Raw genomic sequence first — 14,761 nt, 5'->3', positions numbered from 1 at the left:
TACCCGGCCGATCAAGGCCAGGGGGAGTCCCGATGGCTGCTCAATCGCCGACGAGGCGAGGAACAACACCGACTGGGAGTAAGCCTTCGCTTGAGCGAGAACCAGAAGGTGCCATCGCTGGTTATCTCTTCAAGGTCATTCGCGAGCAGATCCCGCGAACTCAGGAGGAGTTGGCGGAGGAGCTTGGCGTGGACAAGAGCACTCTTCAGGGATGGGAGTCCGGACGGCGTCCGCTGTCGTCCACCAGAGCAGGCAACCTCGTGGCGATGCGCCGCAAACTGGTCCTTCTCGGCGCTCCGCCGGGCGTGGTGGACATGCTTTCCACCGCGATGGACGCTGACCTCCTCCTGGGCGAGATTCTCAGAGCGGAGCCGATCAGGGACCGACTTCGTGAACATCCGCTCGCAGGATGGGTTCTTACGCGAGACACCACGCACATGATCGGCTGGGCGGTGAGCGGAGTCCTCCCCGGAGTGGTCGCCGCGCACTCGACGATTCCGGCCGCGCGACGGGGTCCGGTCTCGTCGTCGCCGCTACTCGAACCGGGATTGCGAGAGCGGTTCTTCCATAAGGTTCGGACTGCCTCGGACGTGGCAGGGACGGCTGGAGCGGAAGCGGCTCTTCTGCGTCGACAAGCCTGGTACCTCGCGTCGTACGACCGGCAATGGGATGCTGCGAATTGGTTTGATGCGCTGCGCCGAAGGGGTGCGTTGACTGCGAATCTCGATGGTTGGTCTCCACGGTGGGCCGAAGCGAGATCGGTGGCGGCATCGTTGGCTCGTCAGGGTGACCCGTCCTTGCTGAGGGACTTCATCAACAGATCCATCGCCGACCATGACCAGGCAGAGGCGGCCAACCTGAACTACTGGGCGCATTGGCTCGGACTCGACCGCCGCCCTCAGACGGACGACTGCTTCATGGCTGAGCGCGACCGACCGGCCTGGGACGCCTCGGCGCTCCTGCGAGAGCTTGCGGTGCGGCTCGACCGGGCCGTTGAGTACACCGATTTGTACGTTCATTCCATCTGGGCCCTGATCCTTTCTCGCCGAAACCTGCTCGACTCCGATCCTTATGTGGCGCAGGAATTGGCTGGAAGAGTTGGTGTTCTGCTCGACGATGGAACTCTGTCTTCCGAGTCCCGGCGCAAGTTGGAATCTGTGTACTACGGTCTCCGGACAAGCGGTTACGGCGTTTGAGAGAGGTCGGCCATGGCAGAGAACGGGCAGGCGAAGGGTACTGCGGGGTATCTGTTCGAAGCGGGGATGCTCAAGCGGGCGAAGCGGTCGGGCTGGTGGATCGCCGGGGTGAAGGACCCCGAGACGATCGCTGAACACTCCTTCCGCACCGGTGTCGTTGGTGCGGTCCTCGCGATGATGGAGGGTGTCGATCCGGCGAAGGTCGCCCTGCTGTGTCTCTTCCACGACACACAGGAGACTCGTATCGGCGACATCCCGCACATCGGCCGCCGATACCTCACCGCGGCCTCCAACGAGCGGGTGACTGCCGACCAGGTCAGCGCCGCCCACCCCGCTGTCGTAACCGGGGTCAACGCCGTCATCTCGGAGTATGAGAACGGCGAGAGCCTGGAGGTGGTTGTCGCGCACGACGCCGACAAGCTCGAATGCCTCCTCCAAGCCGTCGAGTACCGGGAGCAGGGCTACCAGAACGTCCAGCCCTGGATCGACAGCAGCCTTGGCAGCCTGAAGACCGACTCCGCCCGGGAACTGGCCGAGGCTGCGCTCACAATGACCTCATTGGAGTGGCAGAAGGTCTATCTCGGGTCTTCCGTGCATGAATGAGGGGGCGACTGCGCCGCTCCACTCGGTGTCCGTCGCTGGCGTGGTTGTGCGCGAGGACGGGCGGGTGCTGGCGATCCGGCGGGCTGACAACGGAGCTTGGGAGCCTCCGGGCGGGGTGCTGGAGCTGGTGGAGTCCGTTGAAGACGGGGTGCGCCGGGAGGTCTACGAGGAGACCGGCATCAGCGTTGGCGTGGAGCGGCTGACCGGCGTCTACAAGAACCTGCGCCGTGGGGTCGTCGCTCTCGTCTTTCGCTGTCGACCGGAGGGCGGGGCGGTGCGGCTCTCGGATGAGTCGGTCGAGGTCGGCTGGCTCACGGTGGGCGAGGTGTCGGAGCGCATGGCCGAGGTCTATGCGGTGCGTGTCCTGGACGCAATTCGGGCCGAGGCAGCGCCGAGTGTTCGGAGCCACGACGGGCGACAACTGCTGTGATACGCCGAAGGCCCCCATCCGAGGGGATGGGGGCCTTCGGCGACGCTCAGACTGCGGCGGTCTGCGGGGTCTGTGCGGGCAGCTGCTCGGGGGCCACTTCGGCCTCGCGGGTGCGGAGGGCGAGGGGGATGCGGAGGGCGGCGATCCAGGTCAGCGTCGCGCCGAGCATGTGGAGGCCGACCATGAGCTCGGGGGCGTCCGTGAAGTACTGGATGAAACCCAGGACGCCCTGCAGCAGCAGCACCGCCAGCAGTTCCTTGGTGCGGGACTTGGCTGCCTGCGGGGCCTTGATCGCTGCGAAGACGAAGATCATCGCGATGGTCAGACCGACGGAGATGAAGGCGAAGTCGGCGTGGAACTGCGCGAGGCGGTCGTAGTCGATCGGGATGCGCGGGACGATCTTGTTGTCCTGGGGCGTGCCCGGGTGGTGGCCGGCGCCGGTGACCAGGGTGCCGGCCGCGACCAGGAGGCCGACGACCGTGGCCAGGACGTAGGCGAGCTGGTGGATGGGGCGGGCCACCGAAAGCCTGGCCGGGCCGTCGCCTTCCTTGCTGCGCTCCCACATCAGCAGCGCGACCCAGACGAGGGCCATCGCGGCGATCATGTGCCCCGCGACGGTGTAGGGGTTCAGTCCCGTCAGCACGGTGATGCCACCGAGCACGGCATTGCTCATCACTAGCCAGAACTGGGCCCAGCCGAGCTTGGTCATGCTGCGCCGCCAAGGCCTGTGGCAGCGGGCAGCGAGAATCGCCCAGCCAACGGCCGCGCTCAGCACATACGTGAGCATCCGGTTGGTGAACTCGACGATGCCGTGGAAGCCCATCTCGGGCGTGGGCGTGAGGCTGTCGCCAGTGCAGCGGGGCCAGGTCGTACAGCCGAGGCCGGAGGCGGTGAGCCGGACGGCGCCGCCGGTGACGACGATCACCACGCTCATCACCAGCGCGGCGAACGTGGCGCGCCGGACCATTGCGGCGGAGGGCTGCCAGCGCTCGGCGAGCAAGGAGAAGGGGTTAGGCACGGGGTCAATCGTAGGCGGCCTTACGGGCGATCTTGGGGCGGGGCACGGGTGTGGCTCCCGGGGCGCAAAGAGGACTGTTCGGGCAAGGCGGTCATTGGTCTTGACCATTCACTCGTGGGTGGAAAGAAAACTACTGACCGAAGCAGTGCCCCCGATGATCGAGCACGATCACCGGGGGCACTGTTCTGTAGCCAAAGTGACGAAGTTCATTCAAGTCCGCCGATTCCGCGTTCTGCGAGGTGGCAGCCGTGATGGGCTGGTCATGCACATCCGGGAACGGACCGACAGACGAAATCCGGTCGCACGGCGGGGTGTGGTGCGGTGCGGGAGTGCCGGTAGAGTCCCCCGGACATGTCGTAGTGGGCCACCGCGAACCACTCAACGCGCCTGCTGCGCAAGACCGTTCGGAGGGGAACAGCGTAATGGCGCGACAGCAGCGGCACATTCGGATCGGTGCGACGGCACTCGCCGGCACGGCGGCGGCCGGATTCCTCCTTCCCCTGGCGCTGGCCACCAACGCCTCGGCGCACGTGCCGACTTGGTCGGTGACCTGCGACAAGGTCGTGATCGACCTGATCAACTACAGCCCCAAGCCTGACGTGAAGAACACCGTCAGCCTGACCGTCGGCGACGAGAAGGTCCTGGACGCCAAGGAGTTCCCGGCGGAGTTCCACGGCACCTTCCCGGTGAAGGACCACGACGCCCCGGTCACGGCGCACCTGGTGGTGAAGACCACCGAGACCCCGGCCGAGAAGGGCTGGAACGTCGACGAGACCAAGACCATCGCGCCGTGCCACACCCCGACGCCCACCCCGACCCCCACCAAGACGCCCACTCCCACCCCCACCCCCACCCCGACGCCGACCCAGACCCCGTCGGCCACGCCCACCCCGAGCAGGACCCCGTCGGCGACCCCCACCCCCAGCCAGACCCCGGCCGCTCCGGCGCCGGCCCCCGCCACCAGCGCCCCGGCGCTCGCCCAGACCGGTAGCAGCGACGCCACCCCGATGATCGCGGCGGCCGGCGGCGGCGTGCTGCTGGTCGGCGGCGCGCTGGTGCTGCTCGCCCGCAAGCGCCGCGGCGGCAGCCAGGGCTGACCCGCGCCCGAACGCGTGACGCCCCCGGCCTCAACAGGTCGGGGGCGTCGCGCGTTGCGTCGAGGAGGGACTCACTCCCAGCGGAAGAACCGCGCGGCCGCTGCCAGCCCGAGGACGGCCCAGGCGCCCAGGACGCCGAGGTCCGACCAGGGCACCCCGGCACCCTGCTGGAGCACGGAGCGCAGCCCGTCCGAGAGCGCCGAGATGGGAAGCAGCTCCAGCACCGACCGCACCGCGCCGGGGAACTTGCCGAGCGGCACGATCACCCCGCCGGCCAGCAGCAGCAGGATGAACACCAGGTTGGCGGCGGCCAGCGTCGCCTCGGCCCTGAGGGTGCCGGCCATCAGCAGGCCGAGCCCGGAGAAGGCGGCGGTGCCCAGGACCAGCAGGGCGGCGACGGCCAGCGGGTTGCCGTGCGGGGACCAGCCGAGCGCCAGCGCGATCACCGACAGCAGGGCGACCTGCAGCACCTCGGTGACCAGCACGCAGCCGGTCTTGGCGGTCAGCAGCGTCCAGCGCGGCAGCGGGCTGGCGCCGAGCCGCTTGAGCACGCCGTAGCGGCGCTCGAAGCCGGTGGCGATGGCCTGGCCGGTGAAGGCGGTGGACATCACGGCCAGCGCGAGCAGGCCGGGCGCCAGGAAGTCGACCCGCTTGCCGGGGCCCTCCACCGCGACGACGTCGACGGCGGAGAACAGCACCAGCAGTACGGTCGGGATGACCACGGTGAGCAGCAGCTGCTCGCCGTTGCGCAGCAGCATCCGGGTCTCGAACGCGGTCTGGGCGAGCAGCATCCGGCCGACCGGCGCCGCCCCCGGCTTCGGGGAGTAGTCCACGGTGGTCACGAGCGGAGCTCCCGTCCGGTCAGGTCGAGGAAGACGTCTTCGAGGCTGCGGCGCTGGACGGACAGCCGTTCGGGCAGGATGCCGGAGGCCGCGCACCAGCCGGTGACGGTGGCCAGCAGCCTGCTGGGGTCGACGGGCGCCGCGACGCGGTACTGGCCGGGGGCGGTCTCGGCGGCGGTGGCGCCCGCGGGCAGTTCCTTGAGCAGCGGTCCGAGGTCGAGTCCGGGCGGGCCGTCGAAGCGCAGGGCGTCCTCGGCGCCGCCGCGGCAGAGCTCCTCGGTGGTGCCGTTCGCGATGACCTTGCCGCGGTCGACGACGGCGACGTGGTCGGCGAGCTGCTCGGCCTCGTCCATGTGGTGGGTGGTGACGACCACGGTGACGCCGTCCCGGCGCAGGTCGCGGACCAGCTCCCAGGTGGCGCGGCGGGCCTGCGGGTCGAGGCCTGCGGTGGGCTCGTCCAGGAAGACCAGCTCGGGGCGGCCGACCACGGCCATCGCGAGGGCGAGCCGCTGCTGCTGGCCGCCGGAGAGCCGGCGGTAGGTGGTGCGGCCGCAGGAGCCGAGGCCGAGGCGCTCGACCAGGGCGTCGACGTCCAGCGGGTGGGCGTGCAGCTTGGCGGTGTGCCGCAGCATCTCGACGGCGCGCGCGCCCGCGTAGACGCCACCCGATTGGAGCATGACGCCGATCCGGGGCCGCAGCGCGGCGCTCTGGGTGGCCGGGTCGAGTCCGAGGACGCGGACGGTGCCGGCGTCGGGGCGGCGGTAGCCCTCGCAGGTCTCGATGGTGGTGGTCTTGCCGGCGCCGTTGGGGCCGAGGACGGCGGTGATCGCGCCGCGGGCGATGGTGAGGTCGAGGCCGTCCACCGCGGCTTTGTCGCCGTAGCGCTTGACCAGCCCGGCGATCTCTACCGCGGGTACGGGGTTCATACCGGCGAGTCTAAGAGGACCGAACGGGCGGACCGGACACCGGCCTTGGTGATCGTTTCCGCTGATCAGGTAAGGCTTACCTGCGTGACAGATGACACCGGTGAGGCGTGGATCACGGCTTGTCCTGGCGGAAGCAATTACGCAACACTGGTGTTGTGAAAAACATGCGCGAGCACGCCCAGCAGCAGGAGGCCGAGTCGGTCTCCCACTGCGACGTGCCCGTGACGGCGGCCGAGGTGCTGCTGGAGGGCCACCGCGCCACCCGTGACCGGGTCGCCCGGTCGATCCTGGACCACGGCCCCTCCTCCGCCGCCGACCTGGCGAACCGGCTCGGCCTCACCGCCGCCGCCGTCCGCCGCCACCTCGACGGACTGGCCGCCGCCGGCCTGGTCGAGTCCCGCGAGCAGCGGGTCTACGGCAGCCGGGGCCGTGGTCGGCCGGCCAAGGTCTTCGCTCTCACCGACGGCGGCCGGGACGCCTTCTACCAGGCCTACGACCAGCTCGCGGCCGACGCGCTGCGCTGGATCTCGGACTCGGTCGGCGGCGGCAAGGCGGGCGAGGAGGCGGTCGCCGCCTTCGCACGCGCCCGGTTCGGCAAGCAGGGCGAGAAGTACCGGGAGACCCTGCGGCGGGCCGAGGCCGGGGAGCGTCCCGAGGCCCTCGCCGAGGCGCTGAGTGCGGACGGGTACGCTGCCACGGTGCGGCGTGTCCCGTCGGCCGTGGCCAAGGCCCCGGCGGGCGCCCAGCTCTGCCAGCACCACTGCCCGGTCGCGCACATCGCCGAGCAGTTCCCGCAGCTCTGCGAGGCGGAGACCGAGGTCTTCTCCCAGCTCCTGGGCACCCATGTGCAACGGCTGGCCACCATCGCCCACGGCGACGGGGTCTGCACCACCTATGTGCCGGCACCCGGTGCCGCATCGTCGCCCTCCCAGCGTTCCGCGGGCCACGGCTCCGATGCAGTGCCGACTGCCGGTACGTCCACCGAAGATTCTGCGTCCGCGCGTTAGGAAGCTCGCATGACTGACACCGTTTCGCACCCGGAGCTCGAGGGCCTGGGCAATTACGAGTACGGCTGGGCCGACCCGGACACCGCCGGTGCCGCGGCCAAGCGCGGGCTCAGCGAGGAGGTCGTCCGCGACATCTCCGCGAAGAAGAACGAGTCCGAGTGGATGCTGAACCTGCGGCTCAAGGGCCTGAAGCTGTTCGGCAAGAAGCCCATGCCCACCTGGGGTTCCGACCTCTCCGGCATCGACTTCGACAACATCAAGTACTTCGTCCGCTCCACCGAGAAGCAGGCCGAGTCCTGGGAGGACCTGCCCGCGGACATCAAGGCCACCTACGACAAGCTGGGCATCCCGGAGGCGGAGAAGCAGCGCCTGGTCGCCGGTGTCGCCGCCCAGTACGAGTCCGAGGTCGTCTACCACCAGATCCGTGAGGACCTGGAGGAGCAGGGCGTCATCTTCCTGGACACCGACACCGCGCTGCGCGAGCACCCGGAGCTGTTCAAGGAGTACTTCGGCACCGTCATCCCGGCCGGCGACAACAAGTTCGCCGCGCTGAACACGGCCGTGTGGTCCGGCGGCTCCTTCATCTACGTGCCGAAGGGCGTGCACGTCGACATCCCGCTCCAGGCCTACTTCCGGATCAACACCGAGAACATGGGCCAGTTCGAGCGGACGCTGATCATCGTCGACGAGGACGCCTACGTCCACTACGTCGAGGGCTGCACCGCGCCGATCTACTCCTCCGACTCGCTGCACTCGGCGGTCGTCGAGATCATCGTCAAGAAGGGCGGCCGCTGCCGCTACACGACCATCCAGAACTGGTCGAACAACGTCTACAACCTGGTCACCAAGCGCGCCGTGGCGTACGAGGGCGCGACCATGGAGTGGGTCGACGGCAACATCGGTTCCAAGGTCACCATGAAGTACCCGGCCGTCTACCTGATGGGCGAGCACGCCAAGGGCGAGACCCTGTCGATCGCCTTCGCGGGCGAGGGCCAGCACCAGGACGCCGGCGCCAAGATGGTGCACATGGCGCCGAACACCTCCTCGCACATCGTCTCCAAGTCGGTGGCGCGCGGCGGCGGCCGGACCTCCTACCGCGGTCTGATCGAGATCGGCGAGGGCTCGCACGGCGCCAAGTCCAACGTGCTGTGCGACGCGCTGCTGGTCGACACGATCTCCCGTTCGGACACCTACCCCTACGTGGACGTCCGAGAGGACGACGTGTCCATGGGCCACGAGGCGACCGTCTCCAAGGTCAGCGAGGACCAGCTGTTCTACCTGATGAGCCGCGGCCTGACCGAGACCGAGGCGATGGCGATGATCGTCCGCGGCTTCGTCGAGCCGATCGCGCGCGAGCTGCCGATGGAGTACGCGCTGGAGCTCAACCGGCTGATCGAGCTGCAGATGGAGGGCGCGGTCGGCTGACCCCCGGCCGCCACCGCCGTCCACTGATTTCCGAGGAAGAGAGCACTACGAACAGCCATGGCTGAGCAGAACACCACCGGCTCCACCACCGCCGGTTCGATCGAGGTCGGCACCGCCGGCGCGGGCGCGCAGCTCGCCGGCCCCGGCACCGGCCGGACCGCGGTCCAGCAGCCGATCGACGCGCGCGTCGCGGTCAAGCCGTCCTTCGACGTGAACGACTTCCCGGTGCCGCACGGCCGCGAGGAGGACTGGCGGTTCACCCCGCTGCACCGCCTCGGCGGGCTGCACGACGGGACCGCAGCCGCCGCCGAGCGCGGTGAGGACAAGGTCGAGTTCGCGCTGCCGGACGGCGTCACCGCCGAGACCGTCGGCCGGGACGACGCGCGCCTGGGCAAGGCCGGCACGCCGGTCGACCGGGTCGCCGCGCAGGCCTTCAGCGCCTTCGAGCAGGCGCTCGTGGTCACCGTCCCCAAGGACGCGGTGCTGACCGAGCCGGTCAAGATCGACGTGCGCGCCGAGGGCGGGGTCCGCTTCGCCCACGTGGTGATCGACGTCAAGCCGTTCGCCGAGGCCGTCGTGGTGCTCAACCACGTGGGCACCGGCACCCGGGCCGCCAACGTCGAACTCCTGGTCGGCGACGGCGCCAAGCTCACCTTCGTCTCCGTGCAGGACTGGGAGCGGGACGCCGTCCACGTCGCCCAGCACAACGCGCTGGTCGGCCGGGACGCCTCGTTCAAGTCCGTGGTCGTCACCTTCGGCGGCGACCTGGTCCGCCTGCACCCGCGGGTCAACTACGCCGGCCCCGGCGGCGAGGCCGAGCTGTTCGGCCTGTACTTCGCCGACGCCGGCCAGCACCTGGAGCACCGCCTGATCATCGACCACGACACGCCGCACTGCCGGTCGAACGTGGCGTACAAGGGCGCGCTGCAGGGTCAGGACGCCCACGCGGTCTGGGTCGGCGACGTGCTGATCCGCGCCGCCGCGCTCGGCACCGACACCTACGAGCTCAACCGGAACCTGGTGCTCACCGACGGCGCCCGGGTCGACTCGATCCCCAACCTGGAGATCGAGACCGGCGAGATCGTCGGCGCCGGCCACGCCTCGGCGACCGGCCGCTTCGACGACGAGCAGCTGTTCTACCTGATGGCCCGCGGCATCCCGGCCGACGAGGCCCGCCGTCTGGTGGTCCGCGGCTTCTTCGCCGAGCTGCTGCAGCAGATCGGTGTGGCCGAGGTCCAGGAGCAGCTCATGGAGAAGATCGACGCCGAGCTGGAAGCGGCGGTCTGAACCCGATGAGCTTCCTCCGTGCCTGCGCGCTGAGCGACCTCCAGGAGGACGTGCCCAAGCGCGTGGACCTCAACGGCGTGCCGGTCTCGATCGTCCGCACCGGCGAGGGGGTGTTCGCGATCAACGACACCTGCTCGCACGCGAACGTCTCGCTCTCCGAGGGCGAGGTCGAGGACTGCATGATCGAGTGCTGGCTGCACGGCTCCAGCTTCGACCTGCGCACCGGCAAGCCCTCCGGCCTGCCCGCCACCAAGCCGGTCGCTGTCTACCCCGTAAAGATCGAAGGGGACGATGTGCTCGTCTCCGTCAACCAGGAGTCCTGAGTACACATGGCAACCCTTGAAATCCGCGACCTGCACGTCTCCGTCGAGGCCGAGAACGGCCCGCGCGAGATCCTGAAGGGCGTCGACCTGACCGTGAAGCAGGGCGAGACCCACGCCATCATGGGTCCGAACGGCTCCGGCAAGTCCACCCTGGCCTACTCGCTGGCCGGCCACCCCAAGTACACCGTGACCGGCGGCTCGGTGCTGCTGGACGGCGAGGACGTCCTGGAGATGTCCGTCGACGAGCGTGCCAAGGCCGGTGTCTTCCTGGCCATGCAGTACCCGGTCGAGGTCCCGGGCGTCTCGGTCTCCAACTTCCTGCGCACCGCCGCCACCGCCGTCCGCGGCGAGGCCCCCAAGCTGCGGCTGTGGGTCAAGGAGGTCAAGGAGGCGATGGCCGCCCTGCAGATGGACCCGGCCTTCGCCGAGCGCAACGTCAACGAGGGCTTCTCCGGCGGTGAGAAGAAGCGCCACGAGATCCTCCAGCTCGAGCTGCTCAAGCCGAAGATCGCGATCCTCGACGAGACCGACTCCGGCCTGGACGTCGACGCGCTGCGGATCGTCTCCGAGGGCATCAACCGGGTCCGCTCGACCGGCGAGGTCGGCACCCTGCTGGTCACTCACTACACCCGCATCCTGCGGTACATCAAGCCCGACTACGTCCACGTCTTCGCGGGCGGCCGCATCGTCGAGTCCGGCGGCGCCGAGCTCGCCGACAAGCTGGAGAACGAGGGCTACGAGGCGTATGTGAAGGGCGGCGCGTCCGAGTGACCCATACCTTTACCGGTCTGCTCGACACCGACGCGATCCGCAAGGACTTCCCGGTCCTGCAGCGTCTGGTGCACGAGGAGAAGCCGCTGGTCTACCTGGACAACGCGGCCACCTCGCAGAAGCCGCGACAGGTGCTGGAGGCGCTGAACGCCTACTACGAGCGGCACAACGCCAACGTCCACCGCGGCGTGCACGTGCTCGCCGAGGAGGCCACGGCGATGTACGAGGGCGCCCGCGACAAGGTCGCGGCCTTCGTCAACGCGCCGAGCCGCAACGAGGTGATCTTCACCAAGAACGCCTCCGAGTCGCTCAACCTCGTGGCCAACATGCTCGGTTGGGCCGACGAGCCGTACAAGGTGGACGCCGACTCCGAGATCGTGATCACGGAGATGGAGCACCACTCCAACATCGTGCCGTGGCAGCTGCTGTCGCAGCGCACCGGTGCGAAGCTCAAGTGGTTCGGGCTGACCGACGAGGGCCGGCTCGACCTGTCGAACATCGACGAGCTGATCACCGAGAAGACCAAGGTCGTCTCCTTCACCCTGGTCTCCAACCTGCTCGGCACGATCAACCCGGTCGAGGCGATCGTCCGCCGGGCCCAGGCCGTCGGCGCGCTGGTCGTCATCGACGCCTCGCAGGCTGCGCCGCACATGGTGCTGGACGTGCAGGCGCTGGAGGCCGACTTCGTCGCCTTCACCGGCCACAAGATGCTGGGCCCCACCGGTATCGGCGTGCTCTGGGGCCGCCAGGAGCTGCTGGAGGACCTCCCGCCGTTCCTCGGCGGCGGCGAGATGATCGAGACCGTCACCATGGGCTCGTCCACCTACGCCCCGGCGCCGCACAAGTTCGAGGCCGGCACCCCGCCGATCGCCCAGGCGGTCGGGCTGGGCGCGGCCATCGACTACCTGTCGGCCATCGGCATGGACAGGATCGCCGCGCACGAGCACGCGATCACCGAGTACGCGGTGGAGCGCCTGCTGGAGGTCCCGGACCTGCGGATCATCGGTCCCCGCACGGCCGTGGACCGCGGCGCCGCGATCTCCTTCACCCTCGGCGACATCCACCCGCACGACGTGGGCCAGGTGCTGGACGAGCAGGGCATCGCCGTGCGCGTCGGGCACCACTGCGCGCGGCCGGTCTGCCTGCGGTACGGAATTCCGGCGACCACGCGGGCGTCGTTCTACCTGTACTCGACGCCGGGCGAGGTCGACGCGCTGATCGACGGCCTGCACCACGTCCGGAACTTCTTCGGCTGAGGGGACAGGGCAGGACGATCATGAAGCTCGACTCGATGTACCAGGACATCATCCTGGACCACTACCGCAACCCGCACGGCAAGGGGCTGCGGGACGGCGACGCCGAGGTGCACCACGTCAACCCGACGTGCGGCGACGAGATCACCCTCCGGGTGAAGCTCGACGGCGCGAACGTCGCCGACGTCTCGTACGAGTCCCAGGGCTGTTCGATCAGCCAGGCCAGCGCCTCGGTGCTGAACGACCTGGTGGTCGGCAAGACCGTCGGCGAGGCGCAGGCCGTCCAGGAAGCCTTCCTGGAGCTCATGCAGAGCAAGGGCCAGGGCGAGGGCGACGAGGAGGTGCTGGAGGACGCCGTCGCGTTCGCCGGCGTCTCCAAGTACCCCGCCCGGGTCAAGTGCGCCCTGCTCAGCTGGATGGCCTGGAAGGACGCCACCGCCCAGGCGCTCGCCCAGAACCCCGCCGTGAACGACTGACCTGCAGAGGAGGACAGAACCAATGAGTGACGAAACCCCCTCCGCAGTGGAGGAGCAGCCGAACGGCGGCATCGTCGGCACCACGGCCGGCACCGTCTCGGTCGAGGACCTGACCGAGGCCCTGATGGACGTCGTCGACCCCGAACTGGGCATCGACGTCGTCAACCTGGGCCTGATCTACGGCATCCACATCGACGAGTCCGACGTGGCCACCATCGACATGACGCTCACCTCGGCGGCCTGCCCGCTGACCGACGTCATCGAGGACCAGGCCAAGACCGCCACCGACGGCTTGGTGCAGGACCTGCGCATCAACTGGGTCTGGATGCCGCCGTGGGGCCCGGACAAGATCACCGACGACGGGCGCGAGCAGCTGCGGGCGCTGGGCTTCAACGTCTGAGGGCTTTCGCCGTACCGCACGCCGCTGCCCGGGACTTTTTCGGAAGTCCCGGGCAGCGGCGTTTCGTCGTACGCGGGTCAGGCCTGCTTGGGCTTGCGGGCGACGGCCACTGCGAGGGCCGCGCAGAGGAGGGCGGCGACGGTGGCGAAGCCGCTGACGGCGGGGAGGAGGCCGTAGCTCTTGACCAGGGCGCCCACGGCGACGATGGGGAGGGAGCTGCCGAGGTAGACGATGATCCACAGGGAGCTCATCTCGGAGCCCCGGCGTTCCGGGTTCATCGCGGCGACGGCGGTGGTGAAGAGGGAGCGGAACGCCACGCCCTGGCAGGCGCCGCCGAGGACGCTGCCGATGAAGAGCAGGGCAGGGGTGCCGGTGTAGCCGGCGGCGACGACCAGGGCGAGACCGGCGGCCAGGCCGGTCATGCCGAGGGAGATGACCAGACGGTCGGAGGTCGGGGGCACGATCAGCTGGGCGGCGGCCGAGGAGCCGAGCAGCAGGGCGGCCACGATGGCGCCGACGAGGTGGGAGGGGGTGTGCAGCAGCTTGGCGGCGAAGGCCGGGGCCAGGCTGAGGTAGACGCCGAAGACCGCGTAGGAGATGAAGCCGGCCGAGGAGGCCAGCAGGAACTCGCGGCGGCCGGTGCGCGGCAGCCGCAGGCGCTGGGGGCGCAGGTGGGCCGGGGTGGTGATGCGCGGCGGGGACGCCGGCGGGCGGTTGCGGCCGGGCATGCGGGGGTGGACGAGGGCCAGCGGCACGCAGAGCGCGAGCAGGGCGATGGCGTGCAGCAGGAACGGGGTCATCAGCGGGTCCTGGCCGCCGGACAGCAGGGCGCCGACGACCGGGCCGAGGGCGACGCCGCCCGCCGAGCAGGCCAGGGTGAGCTTGGCGGCGAGCGTCGGATGGTCGGGCAGCAGGTCGCCGAGGGCGGCCCCGGCGGCGCCGGTGGACAGGCCGACGGCGATGCCCTGGACGGCCCGGCCGAGGGCGAGCTGCCAGAAGCTGCCGGAGGTGGCGAACACGACGTCGCCCGCGGCGGCCAGCGCGACGGCGGGCAGGATCAGGGCGCGGCGGCCGAGGTGGTCGGACCAGTGGCCGACCACGGCCAGCACCGGGACCAGCGCGAAGACGTAGATCGTGAAGAGGATCGTGGTGTCGAGCGGGCCGAGTCCGAGGCGCTGCTGGAGGAGCGGATAGATCGGCGTCGCCAGGTTGGCGCCGATCAGCATGAACAGCAGGGCGGCGGCGACCAGGCCGACGCGGACTCCGCGCAGTGCGTTCCAGCGGCTGATCGCGGCGAGCTGGAGCTGGGCGCGCGGCGCGAGCTCCAGGGGGAGCAGGGCCTCCGACAGTCGGCGTCCGTCGAGCTGCGCGGTGCGCAGGCCGGAGCCGGCGGGGGAGAGGTCCGCCATGTGAGGGGTCTCCTGTGGCAGGGCACCACCGGGTCGGCGGGGTGTGCCGGTGCGCCCGTCCTGAGGCGCTGTGGTGTGGCCGCGGTGCGGGGCTCCCTGGTGGAGCGGATGAGCTGAGGATTCGGGCTTCGTTGCCCGGTGGGACTGCACGGGGTGTGCGCAGACACCATTGCGAAGGATAAAGGGTGGGCGCACGGATGCGGCGCGCGCCCCTGTGAGCGCCCCTTGCGGCCGGGCATCGGGGGTGCCCGGCCTATACGCTGAGGTGGTAGATCGGGTACGCGGAGCTGTTCGAGCT

Annotated in this window: 16 protein-coding genes; 12 read left to right on the top strand and 4 right to left on the bottom strand. The window is 69.8% G+C overall.

The features are described from left to right. Nucleotides 1-113 precede the first annotated feature (113 nt). From BOQ63_RS16315 to BOQ63_RS16305, 3 genes are read left to right on the top strand one after another with little or no spacing between them, the layout of a single operon-like run. Nucleotides 114-1,196: a helix-turn-helix domain-containing protein gene (locus BOQ63_RS16315; RefSeq protein ID WP_223886244.1), complete on the top strand. Its 1,083-nt coding sequence runs from the start codon at nt 114-116 to the stop codon at nt 1,194-1,196. A gap of 12 nt (nt 1,197-1,208) precedes the next feature. Beyond that, a complete protein-coding gene (locus BOQ63_RS16310) occupies nt 1,209-1,799 on the top strand; it encodes an HD domain-containing protein (RefSeq protein ID WP_072654528.1) in 591 nt (196 codons plus the stop codon). Then, nucleotides 1,792-2,229 carry an NUDIX domain-containing protein gene (locus BOQ63_RS16305; RefSeq protein ID WP_030288317.1) on the top strand — a complete coding sequence of 146 codons (438 nt, stop codon included), beginning with the start codon at nt 1,792-1,794 and terminating at the stop codon, nt 2,227-2,229. The genes BOQ63_RS16310 and BOQ63_RS16305 overlap by 8 nt, the downstream gene beginning before the upstream one ends. A 46-nt stretch (nt 2,230-2,275) precedes the next feature. Here the strand turns inward: BOQ63_RS16305 and BOQ63_RS16300 are convergent, their stop codons facing one another. Beyond that, nucleotides 2,276-3,247, bottom strand: a complete 972-nt coding sequence (locus tag BOQ63_RS16300; RefSeq protein WP_318299364.1) for a COX15/CtaA family protein — start codon at nt 3,245-3,247, stop codon at nt 2,276-2,278. 422 nt (nt 3,248-3,669) lie between these two features. On the opposite strand from BOQ63_RS16300, the gene BOQ63_RS16295 reads away from it, so the two are divergent. Continuing rightward, entirely contained in the window at nt 3,670-4,344 is a 675-nt protein-coding gene (locus BOQ63_RS16295) for an LAETG motif-containing sortase-dependent surface protein (protein WP_150475943.1), read from the top strand. Nucleotides 4,345-4,415: 71 nt separating this feature from the next. Here BOQ63_RS16295 and BOQ63_RS16290 read toward each other — a convergent pair whose 3' ends face one another. Beyond that, a complete protein-coding gene (locus tag BOQ63_RS16290; RefSeq protein WP_046387072.1) occupies nt 4,416-5,135 on the bottom strand; it encodes an ABC transporter permease in 720 nt (239 codons plus the stop codon). A 47-nt stretch (nt 5,136-5,182) separates the two neighbouring features. Then, the gene (locus BOQ63_RS16285) at nt 5,183-6,112 is read right to left on the bottom strand and encodes an ABC transporter ATP-binding protein (protein WP_030290243.1); all 930 of its coding nucleotides are present in this window, start codon (nt 6,110-6,112) and stop codon (nt 5,183-5,185) included. Between the two features lie 164 nt (nt 6,113-6,276). On the opposite strand from BOQ63_RS16285, the gene BOQ63_RS16280 reads away from it, so the two are divergent. The 8 genes from BOQ63_RS16280 to BOQ63_RS16245 are packed head-to-tail and all read left to right on the top strand — an operon-like array spanning nt 6,277 to nt 13,054. Then, nucleotides 6,277-7,119, top strand: a complete 843-nt coding sequence (locus BOQ63_RS16280) for a helix-turn-helix transcriptional regulator (RefSeq protein ID WP_078657135.1) — start codon at nt 6,277-6,279, stop codon at nt 7,117-7,119. Between the two features lie 9 nt (nt 7,120-7,128). Further along, nucleotides 7,129-8,544 (top strand): Fe-S cluster assembly protein SufB, encoded by a 1,416-nt coding sequence (sufB, locus tag BOQ63_RS16275; RefSeq protein ID WP_030290241.1) that lies wholly within the window; start codon nt 7,129-7,131, stop codon nt 8,542-8,544. 57 nt (nt 8,545-8,601) lie between these two features. Further along, nucleotides 8,602-9,831 (top strand): Fe-S cluster assembly protein SufD, encoded by a 1,230-nt coding sequence (gene sufD / locus BOQ63_RS16270; RefSeq protein ID WP_030290240.1) that lies wholly within the window; start codon nt 8,602-8,604, stop codon nt 9,829-9,831. A 5-nt stretch (nt 9,832-9,836) separates the two neighbouring features. After that, nucleotides 9,837-10,154, top strand: coding sequence for a bifunctional 3-phenylpropionate/cinnamic acid dioxygenase ferredoxin subunit (locus tag BOQ63_RS16265; RefSeq protein ID WP_030290238.1), 318 nt, complete (start codon nt 9,837-9,839; stop codon nt 10,152-10,154). A gap of 6 nt (nt 10,155-10,160) precedes the next feature. After that, the gene (sufC, locus tag BOQ63_RS16260) at nt 10,161-10,925 is read left to right on the top strand and encodes a Fe-S cluster assembly ATPase SufC (protein WP_030290237.1); all 765 of its coding nucleotides are present in this window, start codon (nt 10,161-10,163) and stop codon (nt 10,923-10,925) included. After that, nucleotides 10,922-12,181 carry a cysteine desulfurase gene (locus BOQ63_RS16255; protein ID WP_030557667.1) on the top strand — a complete coding sequence of 420 codons (1,260 nt, stop codon included), beginning with the start codon at nt 10,922-10,924 and terminating at the stop codon, nt 12,179-12,181. The genes sufC and BOQ63_RS16255 overlap by 4 nt, the downstream gene beginning before the upstream one ends. Before the next feature lie 20 nt (nt 12,182-12,201). Beyond that, nucleotides 12,202-12,654: a Fe-S cluster assembly sulfur transfer protein SufU gene (sufU, locus tag BOQ63_RS16250; RefSeq protein ID WP_030290235.1), complete on the top strand. Its 453-nt coding sequence runs from the start codon at nt 12,202-12,204 to the stop codon at nt 12,652-12,654. 22 nt (nt 12,655-12,676) lie between these two features. After that, nucleotides 12,677-13,054, top strand: a complete 378-nt coding sequence (locus BOQ63_RS16245; RefSeq protein ID WP_223885951.1) for a metal-sulfur cluster assembly factor — start codon at nt 12,677-12,679, stop codon at nt 13,052-13,054. 77 nt (nt 13,055-13,131) lie between these two features. On the opposite strand, the gene BOQ63_RS16240 is transcribed toward BOQ63_RS16245, so the two are convergent. Then, the gene (locus BOQ63_RS16240) at nt 13,132-14,463 is read right to left on the bottom strand and encodes an MFS transporter (protein ID WP_051747299.1); all 1,332 of its coding nucleotides are present in this window, start codon (nt 14,461-14,463) and stop codon (nt 13,132-13,134) included. Between the last annotated feature and the right edge of the window lie 298 nt (nt 14,464-14,761).

The sequence above is a fragment of the Streptomyces viridifaciens genome (assembly GCF_001888885.2).
In the GTDB taxonomy this organism is placed as follows: domain Bacteria; phylum Actinomycetota; class Actinomycetes; order Streptomycetales; family Streptomycetaceae; genus Kitasatospora; species Kitasatospora aureofaciens.
The sequence above is the reverse complement of the archived record's forward strand: the minus strand, read 5'-3'. Positions and strand labels throughout refer to the sequence as shown.

Coding starts and splice junctions, on each gene's coding strand:
- BOQ63_RS16310 (WP_072654528.1), top strand. CDS start 1,209: ATGGCAGAGAACGGGCAGGCGAAGGGTACTGCGGGGTATCTGTTCGAA.
- BOQ63_RS16245 (WP_223885951.1), top strand. CDS start 12,677: ATGAGTGACGAAACCCCCTCCGCAGTGGAGGAGCAGCCGAACGGCGGC.
- BOQ63_RS16280 (WP_078657135.1), top strand. CDS start 6,277: ATGCGCGAGCACGCCCAGCAGCAGGAGGCCGAGTCGGTCTCCCACTGC.
- BOQ63_RS16285 (WP_030290243.1), bottom strand. CDS start 6,112: ATGAACCCCGTACCCGCGGTAGAGATCGCCGGGCTGGTCAAGCGCTAC.
- BOQ63_RS16265 (WP_030290238.1), top strand. CDS start 9,837: ATGAGCTTCCTCCGTGCCTGCGCGCTGAGCGACCTCCAGGAGGACGTG.
- BOQ63_RS16305 (WP_030288317.1), top strand. CDS start 1,792: ATGAATGAGGGGGCGACTGCGCCGCTCCACTCGGTGTCCGTCGCTGGC.
- BOQ63_RS16290 (WP_046387072.1), bottom strand. CDS start 5,135: ATGCTGCTCGCCCAGACCGCGTTCGAGACCCGGATGCTGCTGCGCAAC.
- BOQ63_RS16295 (WP_150475943.1), top strand. CDS start 3,670: ATGGCGCGACAGCAGCGGCACATTCGGATCGGTGCGACGGCACTCGCC.
- sufU (WP_030290235.1), top strand. CDS start 12,202: ATGAAGCTCGACTCGATGTACCAGGACATCATCCTGGACCACTACCGC.
- BOQ63_RS16240 (WP_051747299.1), bottom strand. CDS start 14,463: ATGGCGGACCTCTCCCCCGCCGGCTCCGGCCTGCGCACCGCGCAGCTC.
- sufC (WP_030290237.1), top strand. CDS start 10,161: ATGGCAACCCTTGAAATCCGCGACCTGCACGTCTCCGTCGAGGCCGAG.
- sufB (WP_030290241.1), top strand. CDS start 7,129: ATGACTGACACCGTTTCGCACCCGGAGCTCGAGGGCCTGGGCAATTAC.
- sufD (WP_030290240.1), top strand. CDS start 8,602: ATGGCTGAGCAGAACACCACCGGCTCCACCACCGCCGGTTCGATCGAG.